Genomic DNA, 19,912 nt, shown 5'->3' with positions numbered 1-19,912 from the left:
CCAAATGTACCATGATTTAAACACGATCAAGATTGCTTAACGAATCTATTAAAAGAACTATCATCATAAAAAAAGAGAGCCGTTAAGCTCCCTTGTAAAACATTGAATTAATACCATGCATAAACATCATCGGCTGGTTGGCGAACTTTCTCTTTCGGTTCCTCCTTACGATAACCAAAAGCAACCATTACTGAAGGTGCGAAATGTTCAGTATCAACAATGCTTTCTTCTTCTAAGATTTCAGTGACTTTATCTAAATCAAATCCTTCCATAGGACATGAATCAATACCTAATAATGCTGCAGACGTCATCATGTTAGCTAATGCAATGTAGGTTTGTTTACTTGCCCAGTCCAATAATGTTCGTTCATTATCATTAATATGGAAGTTTGTTTGGAAATTATTATATTTATCTTCAACTGCAGGAATCGTACTTTCTTCATATTTTTTTATACCTCGAATCATATGTTGTACGTATTCTGAATCAGCAGTGACATTTTTACGTGCAAGAATAATCACAAAACGGCTTGCTGTGCTTAGTTGCTTTTGTGCACCCCAACTATAAGGTTTAAGTCTCTCTTTTATTTCTTCATCCTCAATAATAGCAAAACGCCAAGGTTCTAATCCCAATGAACTTGGTGATAAACGTCCCGTTTCTAATATCGTTTGGAATTCTGAATCACTAACATGTTTAGTAGTATCAAATACTTTCGTCGCATGTCTAAAATTAAACGCTTTTATAATTGTCTCTTGCATCTCATTCATGAAATAATTCCTCCTTAGTAGTTACTAATTTGATTATATATGAGTAATCAATTAGCCTAAAGTTATACGCTTATTAGTTAATTTTCATGAAAATTCGCTAAAAGCACCAATTTTATGTGAAATTTTTAACATTTTAAAAATAAATTTCATATTACCTATTGATTTGTGAATAAATTCACAATATAATATATCTGTAAGTTAAGTAATAGAGATGTTTCAAATCATTTTCTAATTATAAAGACGCATTTCTATAGACAACTTCAGCAAACTACTTAATTATTAAAATTATCAATCTTTATAAATTGAAATGAGGTTATTATAATGACAAGAATTATGTTTTACGGAACTCGTGATTACGAGAAAAATGACGCTTTAAATTGGGGTAAAGCTAACAACGTAGAAGTTGTTACAACTGAAGAAATTTTAAGTGAAGATACAGTTGAATTAGCTAAAGGTTTCGATGGTGTTACAACAATGCAATTTGGTAAATTAGCAGATTCTGTTTATCCTAAACTTGAAGAATTTGGCATTAAACAAATTGCACAACGTACAGCTGGTTTCGATATGTATGATTTAGATCTTGCTAAAAAACATGGCATCATCATTTCAAATGTACCGAGCTATTCTCCTGAAACAATTGCTGAATACTCAGTATCAATTGCTTTACAATTAGTTCGTAGATTCCCTGCAATTGAACAACGTGTTCAAGAACATAATTTCAAATGGGCTGCACCTATCATGTCTACCCCTGTTAAAAACATGACTGTAGCTATTATCGGTACTGGTCGTATTGGTGCTGCAACTGGTAAAATTTACTCTGGTTTCGGTGCTAAAGTAGTTGGTTATGATGCATATCCAAACAATGCTTTAGACTTCTTAGAATATAAAGATTCTGTTGAAGAAGCAATTGCTGATGCTGACATCATTTCATTACATGTACCAGCTAATAAAGAAAGTTTCCACTTATTTGATGCAGAAATGTTCTCTAAAGTGAAAAAAGGTGCTGTATTAGTGAATGCTGCTCGTGGTGCCGTTATCGACACACCTGAATTAATTAAAGCAGTGAACAATGGTACTTTATATGGCGCTGCAATCGATACGTACGAAAATGAAGCACCATACTTCACATATGATTGGACAGATAAAAAAGTAGAAGATGAAACTTTATTAGAATTAATCGAAAATCCAAATATTTTAGTTACACCACATATTGCATTCTTCTCAGACGAAGCTGTAAGAAACTTAGTTGAAGGCGGATTAAATGCTGCGTTATCTGTAATTAATACAGGTAAATGTGAAACTCAATTAAACTAAGATATTATTTATAAATATACGAAAGGTGAATCCTCAATCGTTGGGGACTCACCTTTTTTATGTTCTATTTATTTTAAGACTTCTTGTTCAATGATTTGAAGTACACCTTGCTCATCATTACTCGGTGCGACTGCTTTAGCAACGTCAAATAAAGACGGATCATGACTATTAGCCATTACATAACTGTGTTCTGCAAATGCTAACATATCTTTGTCATTATTTGCATCTCCAAAAGCCATTAATTCTGATGGTGACATGTGCCATTCTTCTAATAATCTTTGAAGTGCTTGACCTTTTGTCATATTTGGCATAATGATATCAATACTATCGTGGCCACTCGATACTAGTTTGATTGAATCTGAGAACTTCTCCTCTAAATCCGTATCAAGCGTTGAATGTGTCTCTCTATTGATATTAAGCGCAATTTTAACATAATCATCATCCGGTAAAGGTTGAAAAGAATCAATCTCTTCTAATTGATGGTAATAAAAATGTGCATCCTTTTTAAATGCATCACTTGTTTCTTTAAGAATATACGCACTTTTCAAACCACATACGATAAATTCATCAAGTTTTCTATCTTGATTTAAATAGTTTACTACTTCAGTATAAATATCCTTATCAAAACTACGATAATTGTATAATGCTTCCCCTTTATAAATAACTGCCCCATTTTCAGAAATAAAGAACATATCACGTTCTCCAAAGATTGATTTCAATTTCGCAAATTGATTACCACTCGCAGCGATAAATTCTATATTCCGTTCTTTCAATGCTTTAAAGATTTTCTCAAAACGGTCTTTATCATAATGCTTATTAGAATCTAAAAACGTACCATCCATATCCACAGCAATAGCTTTAACCATAAAGGTTCCCCCTTTGTTTCTTCATAATATTTATCTTTATTATAACTATCTAAATTTATCCATTGAAGTTTCAAGAATAATGATGAAACAAAATTCACCTTTTGAAATTACTTTCAATTTTAAAAAATGAAGCCTCTCCTTAGGAAAGGAAAGACTTCATATAAATATTATTTAAATTTATTTATTTGTTCTTAAACGATATCCACCAAGTATTAATATACTACCAAGTAATAGCATTAGATAATCTAAAGATAATGAATCTGATTGTCCAGTAGAAGGCAACGCATATTTCTGAGCTACTACTTTTCTGTATTGATGCATTGCGTCAGTCATTGTATAACCATGTCCATGATGAGAAATATATTTTCCAACATAAGGATGATGATGTTTATAGCTATTATAATCATAATCTTCTATCACTTCGCTAATTTCATCACCAAAATCATAACGCATTATTTGCGTCACTTGAATTGGCTTTCTTGGAATAACTATCTTTGGATGATTAGTTAATTCAATGTGAATATTTCCTTCTTCATCAAGATAGTAATAGTTAATTATAGCTGGACGACCATTTCTGCCTGGAACAGTAATTTGTCTACCGTCAGCTAATAGAATGATTGTATTTCTACTATTATCTATATAATAATTATTTACAATATTTTGATTTTCATGATTCACTTTAGGCTGACTTGTTTTCTCACGTTCAATTACAATTTTGTTATTGTCACTAAAAGTAATAACAGTATTACCCTGATGATCTTTGTGAATTCCCCTAATTGTAACTGAACGATCTTTAATACCATCATGACCATTATAGCCATTGTGGCCATTGTGGCCATTATAGCCGTTGTGACCATTATAGCCATTGTGACCATTATAGCCATTGTGACCATTATAGCCATTGTGACCATTATAACCGTTATGTCCATTATAACCGTTATGTCCGTCACGTCCGTCTCGACCGTTACGTCCATCTCGACCTTTTTCAACTGTAATGACATTATTATCACTAAATTCAATTACTGTGTTGCCGTCTTTATCTTTATGAGTTGCTCTGATTGTAACAGAATGACCATCTTTACCTTTAGGAATTATAATTGAATGACCATCACTAAATTCAATTACTGTATTTCCTTCAGGTGTAATTCTTTGACTAGTAATTGTAACTGATGCGCCATCATGACCATTCTCACCACGGTCTCCTTTTTCTCCTTTTGGTATTGTAATCGATTTATCATCGGTAAATGTAACTACGATATCTCCATTTGGATTATGCGCAATTCCTCTAATTCCAATTGAATGACCGTCTTGACCTTTTGGAACTTTAACTGTTTTGCCATCACTAAATGTAATAATTGTATTTCCATCATTATCAATATCAGTATTTGTAATAGTTATAGATGCGCCATTTTCACCACGATCGCCTTTGTCACCTTTTGGTATTGTAATTGATTTGCCGTCAGTAAATGTAACCTCTGTATCTCCGTTTGGCGTTTTTTCAGTATTTCTAATTCCAATCGAGTGACCATCTTGACCTTTTGGTAATGAAATTTGTTTACCATCATTAAACGTAATCACAGTATTTCCAGCATCATCCACATGCGTATCAGTTATAGATACAGATGTGCCATCATGACCATTTTCGCCACGTTCACCTTTTGGTATTATCATTGTTTTGCCATCACTAAATGTAACAACTGCATCGCCATTTGGATTATGTGTAATTTCTCGTATTTCAATTGAATGACCGTCTTGGCCTTTTGGAACTTTAACTGTTTTGCCATCACTAAAGGTAATGATTGTATTTCCATCTCCATCGGTATCAGTGGTTGTTATAGTTACTGATGTACCATCATGTCCATTATCGCCACGTTCACCTTTTGGTATTGTAATTGATTTACCGTCACTAAAGGTAACCACTGTATCTCCATTTGGCGTTTTCTCAGTTGTTTGAATTCCAATTGAATGACCGTCTTGACCTTTTGGTAATGTAATTGAATGACCATCACTAAAATGAACAATAATACTACCATGTTCATCTGTTTCTGTACTTGTAATAGTAATTGATGTGCCACTATCACCTTTGTCTCCTTTAGCGCCTTTTGGTATTGTCACCGTTTTGCCATCGCTAAAGTGAATAACTGTATTTCCATCTCCATCAGTGTCGGTATTAATAATACTTATAGATGTTCCATCATGACCGTTTTGGCCATTATCACCTTTGTCTCCTTTAGCGCCTTTTGGTATGGTTACCGTTCTTCCATCACTAAAGGTAATAACTGTATTCCCATCACCATCAGTAGTTGTGCTTGTAATCGTGATTGATCTGCCATCTTGACCGTTTTGACCGTTATCACCTCGATCTCCTTTAGCTCCTTTAGGAATGGTTACGGTTTTGCCATCACTAAAAGTAATAACTTTGTTTCCATCACCGTCGGTTGTTGTATTGGTAATCGTTACTGATGTTCCGTCATGTCCATTTTCTCCTCGATCTCCTTTAGGAATCGTGATTGTATGTCCATCGCTAAAGTTAACTACTGTATTTCCTTGATCATCTGTTGAAGTACCTGTAATCGTGATCGATGTACCATTTTGACCATCGTGACCATTTTGGCCATTATCACCTTTGTCACCTTTAGCGCCTTTTGGTATTGTTATTGTTCTTCCATCACTAAAGGTAATAACTGTATTCCCATCACCATCAGTAGTTGTGTTTGTAATCGTGATTGATCTGCCATCTTGACCATTTTGGCCATTATCACCTTTGTCACCTTTAGCTCCTTTCGGGATGGTCACTGTTTTGCCATCACTAAAAGTAATAACTTTGTTTCCATCACCGTCGGTTGTTGTATTGGTAATTGTTACTGATGTACCGTCTCGACCATCATGTCCATTTTCTCCTCGATCTCCTTTTGGAATAACAATTGTTTTACCATTTGTAAATGTTATTTCTGTGTCCCCATTTGGTAATTTTGTTGTTGTTTGTATATCTATAGAACGACCATCTTGGCCTTTCGGTATTGAAAGTTCTTTACCATCACTAAAACGAACGATTTTGTTACCATCAGTATCCGTATTTATGCTTGTGATACTTATAGATGTACCATTTTGACCATCTTGGCCATTTTCTCCATGATCACCTTTGTCTCCTTTAGGAATCGTAATTGACTTATTGTCAGTAAATGTTACTACAGTATTACCATTTGGTTGTTTTTCAATATTTTGAATACCAATTGAGTGTCCGTCTTGACCTTTTGGTACGGTAACTTGATTACCATCACTAAAGTAAATGACGGTATTTCCATTTGCATCAGGGGCTGTTCTTAAAATACTTATAGATGCACCATCTTGGCCATTTTCTCCATGATCACCTTTATCTCCTTTTGGTATTGTGATTGTTTTGCCATTTGTAAACGTAACGACTGTATCACCTTGAGGTGTTTTAATAACAGATTGTATATCAATAGAACGACCATCTTGACCTTTAGGAATACTAATTTGTTTGCCATCACTGAAGTGGACAATTGTATTACCTGATTCATCAACTTCCGTTCTTGTAATACTTACTGATGTACCGTCATGTCCATTTTCTCCTCGGTCTCCTTTTGGAATGGTGATTGTATGTCCATCGCTAAAGTTAACCACTGTATTTCCTTGGTTATCTGTTGTGGTACTTGTAATCGTGATTGATGTACCGTTTTGGCCATCATGGCCATTTTGTCCGTTGTCTCCTCGATCTCCTTTAGCGCCTTTTGGTATCGTTACTGTTCTTCCATCACTAAAGGTAATAACGGTATTTCCATCGCCGTCAGTAGTTGTGTTCGTAATTCTTATTGACGTACCATCTTGACCATTTTGACCATTGTCTCCTCGATCACCCTTAGCACCTTTCGGAATTGTCACTGTTTTGCCGTCACTAAAGGTAATAACTTTGTTTCCATCACCATCTGTTGTTGTATTGGTAATCGTTACTGATGTACCGTCACGACCATCGTGTCCATTTTCTCCTCGGTCTCCTTTAGCTCCTTTTGGTATTGTCATTGTTTTATCGTCAGTAAACGTAACTATTGTATCACCATTATCTTGAGGCGTAATTACTCTAATACCAACTGAAGTACCATCTTGTCCTTTTGGTATTGTTAACGTTTTTCCATCATTGAAATGTACTAACTTATTGCCATCTGAGTCTGTATCTATACTTGTAATACTCACAGATGTACCATTATCGCCTTTTTCTCCTTTATCACCTTTTGGAATAACGACAGACGTATTATCAGAGAAGATAATTTTACGATCACCGTTTGGCTCTAAATTATTGGATGTGATAGAGATTGAGTGCCCATCTGCCCCTCTAGCTCCGACTTCACCACGGTCACCTTTATCGCCTTTAGTACCTTTTGGTATCGTCATCGACTTACCATCACTAAATGTGACTAATGTATCTCCGTTTTCCTGTGGAGTGATAGATTGAATGCTAATTGATGTGCCATCTTGGCCTTTAGGTACAGTCATTGTTCTTCCATCACTAAAGTGAACAATTTTATCGCCATTACTACTTGTTTCAATATTAGTAATTCCAATAGACGTACCATTGTCTCCTTTATCGCCTTTAAGACCTTTTGGTATCGTCATTGTTTTATCATCAGTAAATGTAACAACAGTATCTCCGTTGGCTTGTGGTGTAATAGTGTTAATACCTATTGATGTACCATCTTGACCTTTTGGTATAACCATCGTTTTATTATCTGTAAAATGAACTACTTTATCACCATTTGCATTTGTATCTATACTTGTAATTCCTACTGACGTTCCGTTATCACCACGATCACCTTTATCGCCCTTTGGAATAACTATTGATGTATTATCTGAAAAGACAATTCTTCTATCACCATTTGACTCTACTGTACTAGAAGTAATAGTTATTGAACGACCATCTGCGCCTCTTGCACCGACTTCACCTCGGTCACCTTTGTCTCCTTTTTCACCTTTTGGTATCGTCATTGTTTTATCATCAGTAAATGTAACTATGATATCTCCATTAGCTTGTGGTGTAATTGTTCTAATACCTATTGAGGTTCCGTCTTGTCCTTTTGGTATTGTTAATGTTTTTCCATCTGTAAAATGAACCACTTTGTCACCATTTGTATTTGTATCTATATTTGTAATTCCTACTGATGTACCATTTTCACCGCGATCACCTTTGTCTCCTTTTGGAATAATAAGCGTAGTATTATCTGAAAAGACAATTTTTCTGTCACCACTTGGCTCTACAGTATTTGAAGTTATAGTAATTGAGTGTCCATCTGCACCATTTTCACCACGGTCACCTTTATCTCCTTTTGGAATTGTCATCGTTTTTCCATCTGTAAAAGTGACAACTGTGTCCCCATTACTTTCTTTATTTATAGAGCGTAAACCAACTGATGTGCCATCTTGTCCACGTGTTCCAGCTGGAATAATCATTGAAGAATTATCACTAAATTCAACTGTTGTATTTCCATCATGATCTTTAGTAATACGTCTAATGGATATAGATTGACCCGCCTGTCCTTGTGGACCTTGTGGACCAGGAGCCCCTGTATCTCCACGGTATCCTTGTGGGCCTTGCAATCCTTGTGGGCCTTGCAATCCTTGTGGACCTCTTGCTCCCGTCTCACCACGATCACCTTTGTCTCCCCTAGGACCTGTTGCGCCTGTTTCTCCTCGATCACCTTTCAGTCCTTTAGGAATTATAATTGAGGTATTATCGCTAAATCTCACAATCGTGTTGCCATTTGCATCAACAGAAGTATTTGTAATTGTAATTGAATGACCGGCTGGACCTTGTGCTCCCGCTGCGCCTGTCTCTCCACGGTCACCTTTGTCTCCTTTTGGTCCAGTTGCACCTGTCTCATCTCGAAGTCCTTGTGGACCTTGTGCGCCTGTTGCACCTGTTTCTCCACGTTCGCCTTTATCACCTTTTTGGCCTTTTGGAATTGTAAGTGTTGTATTATCACTGAATCTTACAACTGTATTTCCATTCGAATCAACAGAAGTATTTGTAATTGTAATTGAATGACCGGCTGGGCCTTGCGCTCCTGTTGCGCCTGTCTCACCTCGAAGTCCTTGTGGACCTCTTGCGCCTGTTTCGCCACGGTCTCCCTTATCACCTTTTTGACCTTTTGGAATTGTAAGTGTTGTATTATCACTAAATCTTATTATTGTATTACCGTTTGCATCAACAGTATGACTAGTAATAGTAATTGAATGGCCGGCTGGACCTTGTGGACCAGCTGGTCCTTGAGCGCCGGTTGGACCTTGCAATCCTTGAGGACCTTGTAATCCTTGTTGACCTTGCAATCCTTGCGGGCCTCTCGCTCCTGTTGCACCTGTCTCTCCACGATCGCCTTTGTCTCCTTTTGGTCCTTTTGGAATACGAATTGTTCGACCATCACTAAAATGAATAACACGATCCCCTGTATTTTGATCTAAATATTCATTTGTAATAGTTATTGAACGCCCATCTTGACCAGGTAAACCATCAGGAACAAAGAAACGACTAATTTGTTGACCCGTTGTTGCATTCGTTACAGTTACCCAGCTTCCTGGTTTATTATTATTTTCACCACGTTGAACATTTGTATTAAGATTTGGTGTTCTTCCATCTCTTGGAATAATCATTTTCCCTGGATTACTTTTCTTGCCATTCACTGTAGCAATAGCTGAGATATGGTCACCTTCTCGTAAAGTATAGCTTGGTAAATTATATGTAAAATGACCACTATCATTAGCAGTGACATGATATTCATTACCTGAAACATAAATTGTCACTTCAGCATTCGGACTTGTTTCACCACTAATGACATGATCACCTGATAATTGAGGTTCTAGTATTGGTGCTAACGGTCCATTGAGATTAGAGTCATTAACTGAACCTACACCTATTTTTACAATTTTATTCACTGGTGCTACATCATAGGTTTGTTTAACGAATCTGCCTATTAATTGATTATTATAACTTACACTAGTATATAATGTTCCTCGTTTCCCATTTTGACCTTCTCTTTGAACTTCTTGTTGACCAACAGGTAAATCTTTTGAAATGACATATTCAGTTTGGAATGGTACGACTTGAACTTCAGAGCTATCATCTGTAGATATTAAACGAGGATCATTGGGATTATATCCTTGAACTTTAGTTTCATCATAGAAATAGTTTTGATGAGATGTTGGAGTGATATTATTGTTAGGTATTTCACTACCATTCTCGAACATCATTACATAACCATTAAATCCTAAATCACCATTCCAATCGCGCACTGGAACTTTAAATTTATACTCTACTTCGCCCCCATTTTGCACCTCATTACGCGTAATATTAAAATTCTCTATAGGCGCATAACCTTGTGGGAAATTGGCACGTCCACCCTGAATTAAATTTCTACTATATTGATGTCCATATGGGCCAGTGATACGTAAAGTACCTGGGATTTCACTTGGTAATCTATAACCCGAACCAAATTTGAATCCACCTATATCAGCACCATGAGCTCTTTCAATTGCTGAAGCGTCTACGTGCCAAGTAATCGTATAGTCCATTGTATTGTTTCGTCTATTAGGTTTAACGTGAACTGTATATCGAGCTGGTGTTTGTCTTACAGCACTGTTACCTCTACCATTTATAGTCAACCCTCTAGAAGGGTCAATGTTTGTAACTCTTTTTAAATCTGCGACTGTATTGACACTTTGATTATTTATATTAGTTGAACTACTTGGTGTTACAGCATAAACAGTGTAACGAGATGTTTGTTCATTAGCATATTTGATACCCGCAGCCATAACAGCTTTAAAAGCTTCTTGTGCACTTTTTTTATTTAAATCAATATTTAAACGTCTGAGTATTTCAGTTACATCCGCTTCATTATATGAATCAGTTAATAATTCGCGAACTAGCTTTAATTTATCAGAGGCACTATTATATTTATCAATAAATTCTTGTGGTGCTTCTGGTAATTCGGATGTATCAACTTCTACATCACCATTTGGGTATGTAGGTACATCTCTAGCCACTCTAACTCTTGAATGATCAATTGATTGAATGTTTTCTTCCACTTCTTTAGTACTATCTTTTTTATCTTTTGAAGGAGTAGCTTTATCATTTGAAGCAGAATGCTTAACTTTTGAAGAAGTAGCTTTATCTTCTGATTGACTCATTTCTTTATTTTCTTTTATATTTTCGTCTAAGTTCTTATCTTTATTGTCTTCTTGATTATGTTTTTCATTTTTGGGATTACTTTTATTTATTGTAGGTATATCACTAGTATCATTTGAAGATTGATTGCTAGGTGTAGTTTGAGAAACTTTTGTATCTTTAGGTTCTGTAGTTTGTTCATGAACATTTGGAACAGAAACAGATTGGTTAATATTACTTGATTCAATCTTCGCTTCATTTTCCTCATTTATTTGGGAGGAGGCGATTGATTGTCCATTAGCTTTTTGTTCTACTGATGACTGATTTCCGTTATCACTTTGTGCTAGTGCCTCGTTACTTAAACCGAAAAACAAGGTTGATCCTATAAGAATCGAGGCTGTACCTACGGTGAATTTTCGAATAGAATAATTATTATGCTTATTTAAGAATGGTCCTAATTTATTAGTTGATTTATCTTTCACAGTTGTCACTTCCTTGATGTTTTAACTAGATATTAGACACCATTTAAGAATATCACCATATTATATTTTTAACAACTAAATATTTATATTAACTTATAACAAAATTATATTAATGACACATATTCCAACTATTAAAAAAAACATTTCGATTAGAAATTCTACTTCCCTAAATCGAAATGTTTAATTAGATTAATTAACTTGTTTAGCTACGAAGATTTTACGTTTTTCCCAAACGCCTGTTTTCTCATTATAATTGTCACAAGTGATGAGGGTTAATTGATTTTTTTCACCTTTATGTTCATCAAGGACTTTAACGTCATCTGGGTTAACATCACGAATACTCGTCATTTTATATTTACGCGTTTCTTTACCTACTTTGAAGTAGACCATACTTCCTTTTTTGGCAGCTTTTAAGTTTGTGAATTGATAGTGTGGTCTATCTGTAAAAGTATGTCCTGCGATGGAAATATTTTGATCACTTAATGATTCATCTTTTTCTGCGAAACTGACGCCACGATTTAATTGGTCTGGTGTCGCGGGTCCTGGGTATACTGGTTCTTTAATTTCTGCATCAGGTACACTGATATACCCTGCCATTTTAGTTTTGTCTTTCGGGATAGTTGGTGTTTTATTATTACTTGATTGCTGACTTTCATCTTTTTTATCATATTGTTCTATTTTATTATCGTTATCCTTTTGATGTAGATAATTATCGATATGTGGTTTAGCAAATAAATACACTGCTACTAAGATAAGAACCACGCCAATGATGGTCATCAATCGATTTGTCCAATTTTTCATTTATTTAAGTACTCCTTTTAAGTGTCTTACTTTGCACATAGTATACCATTTTTATTTAGAAGTTTTAATTTAATTCTCTTTTATAAATTGTGTCATATTTAATAACATATAGTTGCATTAAGCATTTTCTAAGATGTAATATAAAAGAAACTTTGAAAAGTAGGTGTCAACTTGATTAGAAATGCAGAACGCAAAGATTTGCCAGAGATACTAGAAATTTACAATGATGCAATTCTTAATACCACAGCAGTCTACACATACGACGAACAAAATCTTAATGAACGTGAAAGTTGGTTTGAAGCGAAAGTCCTTGCGAATGAACCAATATTTGTTTACGAATTAAATGGAAAAACAGTTGGCTTTGCTACTTACGGTCAATTTAGAAATTGGCCTGCTTATTTATATTCCATTGAACATTCTATTTATGTTGATAAGCATTATAGAGGCCAAGGTATTGCTTCTAAATTGTTAAGTCATTTAATCACAGACGCTAAAAAACGTAATTATCGTACCATTGTAGCTGGTATCGATGCTTCCAATGACAGTAGTATTCGATTACATGAGAAATTTGGCTTCACACATGCTGGTACTGTTAAAAATGTTGGTTACAAATTTGAACGTTGGTTAGATTTAGCATTCTATCAATATGATTTACATGCTAAATAAAAAAGTAAGTGAGCCCCTTTTACTCACTTACTTTTCTTTTATCGTCCTTTTCAAAAAGGTCTTCCTTCTCGTGAAAGAATTCTTTTTTAAGTAACATTTCTATTTGTTTCCTCTTTTTCTCCGCAATTACAAAACTCACATAATAAAACAGGAATACAATAATCATACTTAATGACATTGATTGCAATAAAAGGTTCTCCCATGTTCCCTCAACTGTCCATAAATGTGTAATAGTTGTGTTAGTCACGAATACTAAAAAGATGATACATAATCTAAGCATATCATCATCCCCTTTTGAGCTATTTTATACACAAGAGTGAAATTTTGCAACAACTTTTTTAAATTTTCAGTAATTTTAATTAAAGCGCTTTCATTTTTAGAAACAAAAAAACGCTCTTGAATGTTAAATAACACTCAAGAACGTTTGAATTTAGCTTATGTTCATCTTAGCTCTTAACTGGATTTTCAGATGCTTCGAAGATTTTTTTCTTGATAGCTTCTCCAGTAGGTGTTCCAGCTAAACCACCAAGACCTGTTTCTCTTAGTTCTGCTGGTAAGCCACGGCCTACTTTATCCATAGCTTCGATAACTTCATCTACTGGAATTCTGCTTTCAACGCCTGCTAAGGCTAGGTCAGCAGAGATTAAAGCATTACCTGAACCAATCGCGTTACGCATCACACATGGGATTTCAACTAAACCAGCAACTGGGTCACATACTAAACCTAATAAGTTACTAATAGCTAAAGCCATTGCATGTCCTGATGCTTCTGGTGATCCACCAGAAATTGCTACTGCTGCCGCTGCTGCCATTGCTGAAGCTGAACCAACTTCTGCTTGGCAACCACCAGTAGCACCTGCAACACTTGCGTTGTTTGCTACGACACGACCAAATAATGATGATACGAATAAGAAATCAACCATTTGATCTTCAGTTAAGCCATGTGTTTTTTCTAATTTGAATAATACGCCCGGAATGGTACCGGAGGACCCTGCTGTTGGAGTCGCACAAATGATACCCATTGCTGCGTTAACTTCATTAGTAGCTACAGCGCCTTTGACTGCTTCCATCATTTCATGACCAGATAGTGCATGATTGTTTTCATTGTAGTCACGAATTTTTGCCGCATCATGACCAGTATAACCTGTTACACTTTCAACACCGTCGCCCGTAGTTCCTTTAATTACAGCATCACGCATAACGTCTAGGTTTTGTTTCATTGTATCTCTAACTTCTTCGCGAGATTGACCTGAAAGGTCCATCTCTTCTTGAATCATAATATCTGCAAAAGACATTTTGTTTTCAACTGCGTAGTCTATCGTTTCTCTAATTGAATCAAACATCTTTAATCCCCCTCTATTTAATATAGGATATATTTAAATGACTATATTTTTCTTTAATTTGATTTAATGTTGCTTCTGGCAATGCTTTTGATAGTGGAATGACAACTAAGCTATGATCATTGCCCGTATCAATCATTTCTTCGTCAAATTTTGCTCCAAGTTCAGTAACATCATTTAAGAAATGGTTTACTTCTGATTTGCTAATTTTACCGTCCATTTCTAAAAGTGGTAAACCATGATTAAAGTTGACTTCTAGTCCTTCAACATTAATTCTACGTAATTTAATTGTTCCGCCACCGATAGAGTTACCGATGACTTCAATGTGACGACCTTGCGCTTCAGCTACTAAGTATGCACAGTTAGGATGTTCGCCAATACTTGGTCCGTCTTCTTCAATAATATCTACGTCAATATTTTGTTCTTTAGCAATTGATGTTGATTCTTTAATACGGCTGTCAAATGTACTATAACCCATTGAACCACCAATAATTGCTAAGTCTGTGCCATGACCTTGGTGTGTTTTTGCAAAGGATTCGTAATAATGAATCGTTAATTTTTCAGGTTGCATGCCGCCTAATACTGTATAAGCAGCATTTCCTATTTTAACAGCACCCGCTGTATGAGAACTTGAAGGTCCCATCATTACAGGGCCGATGATATCAAATGCACTTTGATAATCGTAGCTTTTTTTAGTAGCCATACTTAAACACTCTCCTTAGGTTGTTTCTGTTTACCAGGCATTTTAAAACTCATATCCATTAAGTTGAATTTTTTAATTAATGTGCTGAAGATAAATGCTAATATAATGCTTGTGATTGCAACTGCAATAATAGTGATGACAGATTTAGTTGGATTATTGAATCCGAATAATACGATAGCACCAGCGATTGGTGTAGCCATACCTTTAACGCCAATGACTAATCCACTAAATGTTACAATACATGCATTTACCATTCCAACAATTGCATTCGTACCATAAAGTTGTAATGGATATTTTGCGATTAAATCAATTTGAGTTAATGGTTCAATAAATACTGCGAATGCTTTAGATTTACTTCCGCCAATATTTAATCGGCTGAATAATACAGCGTTAACAAATGAAGAACCTGTACATGTTAAAGCACCGATAGCCATTGGAATTCCTGTTAATCCAAGTAAGCTTGTTAATACCATTGAACTTAATGGTGTCATACCCGTTACTGGAATAACTAATCCTAAGATGATTGCTAACGCATATGGATGACTATCTCCTACAGAAGTAATCGCACCACCAATTTGATGTAATACGGCCATAACTCCTGGGCTAATAACCGTTGCTAAACCAAATGCAATAGCTGGTGCTAATAAGATAACAACAATTAAGTCTAAACCTTCTGGAACTTTTTTCTCAATAAATTTGATTCCGAAAGCAACTAAATAAGCTGCAATGAAAGCTGGTAGTAATTTAAAATCATGTAATACTAAACCAACAATAACAGCAAAGACAGGTGAAACGCCAAGATTTAAACATGTTAATATACCAACTGCAACCCCTGCCAAACTTCCAACTAAATCACCAATTGTTTGAAAAAAGTGAATATGGAATACGCCACCAATAGCGTAACTTAGGAAAGCTTGTGGCAAGAATGTTGCACAAGCAGCCCCTGATAATGCTTGTAGTCCTTGTTTACCGTATGGCGCAAAGTTTAAGAATAACGTCATAACGATAAGCACTAATACGAGTGTACCCACTCCTAAGATAATGTTCATTCCCCAAAACCTCTTTCTATTTATTTACTAACCATAGACATGGTACACCCTTGAGAAAACGATTTCAAGACACATTAAGTGATAAATAAGTTAAATTTGTGAAAAAAATCACATTTTGATACTTTTTGAGTCTTAATTTTTTTCCTTTTTCAATTAATTGTAAATTACTAATTTATTCTTAACATATTACACTCTGCTATTAAGCCTTGTAAACCTTCCCAAAGACATTCACAATATTTGATATTTTCAGTTATATTGCATATTTATCGCAATATATACATCATTCCTTCAATACCGTCTCATAGTCCTTGTCATTAATGCATGTTCAATTTTATTTTTATTTCAAAATATTTCAAGTCATACAAAAAGAGCAATACAAATTTATTTTACTCTTAAAATAAATTTTGTACTACTCCTAATATCTTTATTCTTCAATTTTTAATAAATCTTCTGTAAGTTGATGTGTCTGTTGATAAATTTGTCGATAAATATTGTAATAAGCTTCGTACGTTTCATGTTTTTTGGAATCGGGTTCATACGTACATGCGATATCTATAAACGATGCCACACAGTCATCAAACGAATCAAACCATTCAAGTCCATATGCTGCAATCATCGCTGCGCCCATACTTGGTCCTTCTTCGTGTTTTAATTTACGAATCTTGGCATTAAAGATATCTGCTTGCATTTGTAGCCAAAAATCACTTTTAGCGCCCCCGCCAATTGAAGTAATGTGGGTGATTTGCTTTCCAGCTTCTCTCATAAGCTGAATAGAGTCATAGAGTGAGAATGTAATGCCTTCAAGCACTGCTCTAGCAAAATCAGCGCTTCGATGACTACCACTAATACCAATAAAACTTCCTCGAATAAATGCATCACCATGTGGTGTTCGTTCACCAGCTAAATACGGAGCAAACAAGAGATGATTCGCACCGATGGTTGAGGTACTTGCGTGTTTCACAATGTCGTCAAAGCTTTCATTTTCAAAGAAGGTTTGTTTTAACCAGTTGAGACTATAACCTGCTGCAAGTGTTACGCCCATCGCATAAAATGTTTGTGGCACACTGTGATCAAAGAAATGAATGTTATTGGTATATTCGGTATTGCCTTCATTTTCAACAGTTAATACGACACCTGACGTGCCGATACTACATAATGTATCATCGCCATTAATGACACCAGCACCAATGGCACCACATGCATTATCTCCGCCACCTGCAAAAACTTTAACATCTTCTGTAAATCCTAGCTCTACGGCTAAGTCCTTCATCACATCGCCAACATAGGCAGTTGAACGTACTAAAGGGGGATAAACGTCACCAATACCTAAACGTTCACCTACATCACGTGTCCAATCATGCGTCTTAGGACTCAACAATAACGTACTTGCTGCGTCAGAATATTCCATGTGAATCTTTCCAGTTAAACAATAACGCACATAGTCTTTTGGCAAGACAAATACACGCACACGCTTCCATAGCTCTGGTTCATGTTGCTGGACCCATAACATTTTAGGTAATGTAAATCCTTCAAGAATAGGATTACCATTGAGGCGTTCACCATAGATAGCTTTAATTTGCTGACACTGCTCAAAGTTACGTGTATCATTCCATAATATGGCATGACGTACGGGTTCATTATGATGATCTAATGCAACTAAACCATGCATTTGCCCTGAGAACGATATGCCCTTTACAACATAATCAGACATTTCCGATGATTGATTAATCCGTTTAATACCTGTTTTAACCGCTTCAAACCATTCTTTCGGATTTTGTTCGCTATATCCTGCACGTGGTTGCACTAATGTTAGTGGTTCACTTGTAGATGCAATAACATCTCCTTGACGATTTACAGCAATTATTTTCACTGCGCTAGTACCTAAATCTATTCCCAATACAACTGCTTCCATGACCATTCCACCTTTATGTAAGTATCTTAATCAGTAAATCTATTAATATAGAAAGGCAATTTAATCATTATTCGATTTATATATTATTCTAATTAAATTTAAAGTGCTTTATCTTAATCATATCTATTCTAGCTATAATTTCAATAGTTATAAAAGCGTTTAATCGCTATAAATTTATAAAATAAGACTCAAGAGTTTTTTATTATCTCTTGAGTCTTACTTCATTATTCTATTCAACTATGGTTATCTATTACCAACATCGTGTCCGATTTCTACTGTTTTATCATTTTTATTATATATTGCGCCTTGAACACTACCAAAGTTCGCATCATTACGTTTCTCTTTCACACCATAGCCCATACTTTTGAATGTATTAATATCCTCATCACTCATGGCATTTTCATAATAGATTGTACCTCCATCATTGTAGAAACGAGGTTTATCTATCGATTCTTGTAATGTACCATCATTTCTTAAGTAATCAATCAAGACTTCATTTAGTATCGTTGGAATTTTATTTCCGCCCGGTGTACCGATACCCATATAGAAGTCGGGTCCTACTACAATTGATGGTGCAGTATAAGAACGTGGTGCTTTATGTTTCGCACCGTAGTTTGGACTGTTAGGATCATTTGAGAAGTTCGTTAATGAGTTATTCATGTAGAAGCCTTCTTTGACAAATTTTCCTGAACCAAAGAAACTAGATAACGTATTCGTCGTACTTGCTAGTTTCCCCTCTTTATCAATGACAACAAAGTGCGTTGTACTTGTCGTCTCCATTGATGCATCAAAGTTACTACTATTGTCGCCGTTATTCCCGCCACTATTAACGTTATTTAAATTATCTAATAAATAATCTTGAGACAGATGCGTATCACTACTTGCCTCTTGACCATTAACTATATCACGGTTGCGATACATGACGTCACGAGATTTAACAATACCATTAATGAAATCAGCGCGTTGATTACTTGCATCTTCACTTTCGTCAATTTTCAAACCTTGTAACATCAGTGAACCACCAAGTGGATTTGAAGCTGAATACACTGTGTTATTTAAATACTTAGTAGATACCGGCTTCTTCTCTTCTGTTTTAAAAGATGACAAGTCTTTTTCAGTCAATTCATTATCAATTTGTTTTGATACGCTTTTAGCCATGTCTTTATAGAAAAATGATGTACCTTTATCTCTAATACCTTTTATTGTTTTAGCTAAGGCAGGTTGTTTAACGACATCGCCTTCACGTACAGTTTTATTACCTTTGAAGAATGGTGAATCTCGATCAATATCTGAACCATATAATTTCAAACTACGTTCCAACTCTGAATCCACTTCGAAGCCATCTTCAGCTAACGGAATTACATAGTTTAAGATTTTCTTTTCGTCCATTTTACCCTCACGTTCGTGTAAGTCATGCATACCTTGCACGAAACCAGGTGTACCGATTTTATCGCCTTTTTTATAGTTATATGAAGACAATGTTTTATACTCATACATTTTTGGTTCTTCGCCATCTTTACCATTATATGTAAGCGTAGCACCACCGCCACCAAGTCCTGATGAATGTGGTTCGGTAACCGCTAGTGCATACGACACACCGATGGCTGCGTCAGTGGCATTACCACCATCTTCAATAATTTTATTACCTACTCGCGTAGCAATCGCATTGTTAGAAGCAACGCCGTATTTTTTATTACTTCCTGATGCTTTATGTTTGGCGATTTTATTTTCAAATAGCGTATCTTTATCAGGTCGATCCTCTTTATTAAAATAATAGAAAACAAATGATACTAGAATTGTTATGACTAAAATGACTGATAGCGTCACTTTACTATAAATATTCAT

General features: G+C 35.4%; 12 protein-coding genes. 2 read left to right on the top strand and 10 right to left on the bottom strand.

Annotation, left to right across the window (positions count from 1 at the left end; translation table 11 throughout):
• Nucleotides 1–107: 107 nt before the first annotated feature.
• Nucleotides 108–764: an NAD(P)H-dependent oxidoreductase gene (locus tag HYI43_02555; protein ID UDI77483.1), complete on the bottom strand. Its 657-nt coding sequence runs from the start codon at nucleotides 762–764 to the stop codon at nucleotides 108–110.
• Between the two features lie 321 nt (nucleotides 765–1,085).
• On the opposite strand from HYI43_02555, the gene HYI43_02550 reads away from it, so the two are divergent.
• Nucleotides 1,086–2,078 (top strand): D-lactate dehydrogenase, encoded by a 993-nt coding sequence (locus HYI43_02550; GenBank protein UDI77482.1) that lies wholly within the window; start codon nucleotides 1,086–1,088, stop codon nucleotides 2,076–2,078.
• Nucleotides 2,079–2,146: 68 nt separating this feature from the next.
• On the opposite strand, the gene HYI43_02545 is transcribed toward HYI43_02550, so the two are convergent.
• The 3 genes from HYI43_02545 to srtA all read right to left on the bottom strand — a co-directional run bounded on the left by HYI43_02545 (nucleotide 2,147) and on the right by srtA (nucleotide 12,397).
• Nucleotides 2,147–2,944: an HAD family hydrolase gene (locus HYI43_02545; protein ID UDI77481.1), complete on the bottom strand. Its 798-nt coding sequence runs from the start codon at nucleotides 2,942–2,944 to the stop codon at nucleotides 2,147–2,149.
• A gap of 177 nt (nucleotides 2,945–3,121) precedes the next feature.
• Entirely contained in the window at nucleotides 3,122–11,596 is an 8,475-nt protein-coding gene (locus tag HYI43_02540) for a YSIRK-type signal peptide-containing protein (GenBank protein ID UDI77480.1), read from the bottom strand.
• 189 nt (nucleotides 11,597–11,785) lie between these two features.
• A complete protein-coding gene (gene srtA / locus HYI43_02535; GenBank protein ID UDI77479.1) occupies nucleotides 11,786–12,397 on the bottom strand; it encodes a class A sortase SrtA in 612 nt (203 codons plus the stop codon).
• Between the two features lie 171 nt (nucleotides 12,398–12,568).
• On the opposite strand from srtA, the gene HYI43_02530 reads away from it, so the two are divergent.
• The gene (locus HYI43_02530) at nucleotides 12,569–13,063 is read left to right on the top strand and encodes an N-acetyltransferase family protein (GenBank protein ID UDI77478.1); all 495 of its coding nucleotides are present in this window, start codon (nucleotides 12,569–12,571) and stop codon (nucleotides 13,061–13,063) included.
• Between the two features lie 19 nt (nucleotides 13,064–13,082).
• On the opposite strand, the gene HYI43_02525 is transcribed toward HYI43_02530, so the two are convergent.
• The 6 genes from HYI43_02525 to HYI43_02500 all read right to left on the bottom strand — a co-directional run bounded on the left by HYI43_02525 (nucleotide 13,083) and on the right by HYI43_02500 (nucleotide 19,912).
• A complete protein-coding gene (locus tag HYI43_02525) occupies nucleotides 13,083–13,343 on the bottom strand; it encodes a hypothetical protein (GenBank protein UDI77477.1) in 261 nt (86 codons plus the stop codon).
• A gap of 166 nt (nucleotides 13,344–13,509) precedes the next feature.
• Entirely contained in the window at nucleotides 13,510–14,406 is an 897-nt protein-coding gene (gene sdaAA, locus HYI43_02520; protein ID UDI77476.1) for an L-serine ammonia-lyase, iron-sulfur-dependent, subunit alpha, read from the bottom strand.
• Nucleotides 14,407–14,419: 13 nt separating this feature from the next.
• Nucleotides 14,420–15,106 (bottom strand): serine dehydratase, encoded by a 687-nt coding sequence (locus HYI43_02515; GenBank protein ID UDI77475.1) that lies wholly within the window; start codon nucleotides 15,104–15,106, stop codon nucleotides 14,420–14,422.
• A 2-nt stretch (nucleotides 15,107–15,108) separates the two neighbouring features.
• Complete coding sequence (locus HYI43_02510; GenBank protein ID UDI77474.1) at nucleotides 15,109–16,155, bottom strand: PTS sugar transporter subunit IIC; 1,047 nt, start codon at nucleotides 16,153–16,155, stop codon at nucleotides 15,109–15,111.
• A 424-nt stretch (nucleotides 16,156–16,579) separates the two neighbouring features.
• Nucleotides 16,580–18,067: a xylulokinase gene (xylB, locus tag HYI43_02505; protein UDI77473.1), complete on the bottom strand. Its 1,488-nt coding sequence runs from the start codon at nucleotides 18,065–18,067 to the stop codon at nucleotides 16,580–16,582.
• 243 nt (nucleotides 18,068–18,310) lie between these two features.
• Nucleotides 18,311–19,912 (bottom strand): gamma-glutamyltransferase, encoded by a 1,602-nt coding sequence (locus HYI43_02500; protein UDI77472.1) that lies wholly within the window; start codon nucleotides 19,910–19,912, stop codon nucleotides 18,311–18,313.

This window comes from Staphylococcus taiwanensis, from assembly GCA_020544305.1.
GTDB lineage: Bacteria > Bacillota > Bacilli > Staphylococcales > Staphylococcaceae > Staphylococcus > Staphylococcus taiwanensis.
The sequence above is the reverse complement of the archived record's forward strand: the minus strand, read 5'-3'. Positions and strand labels throughout refer to the sequence as shown.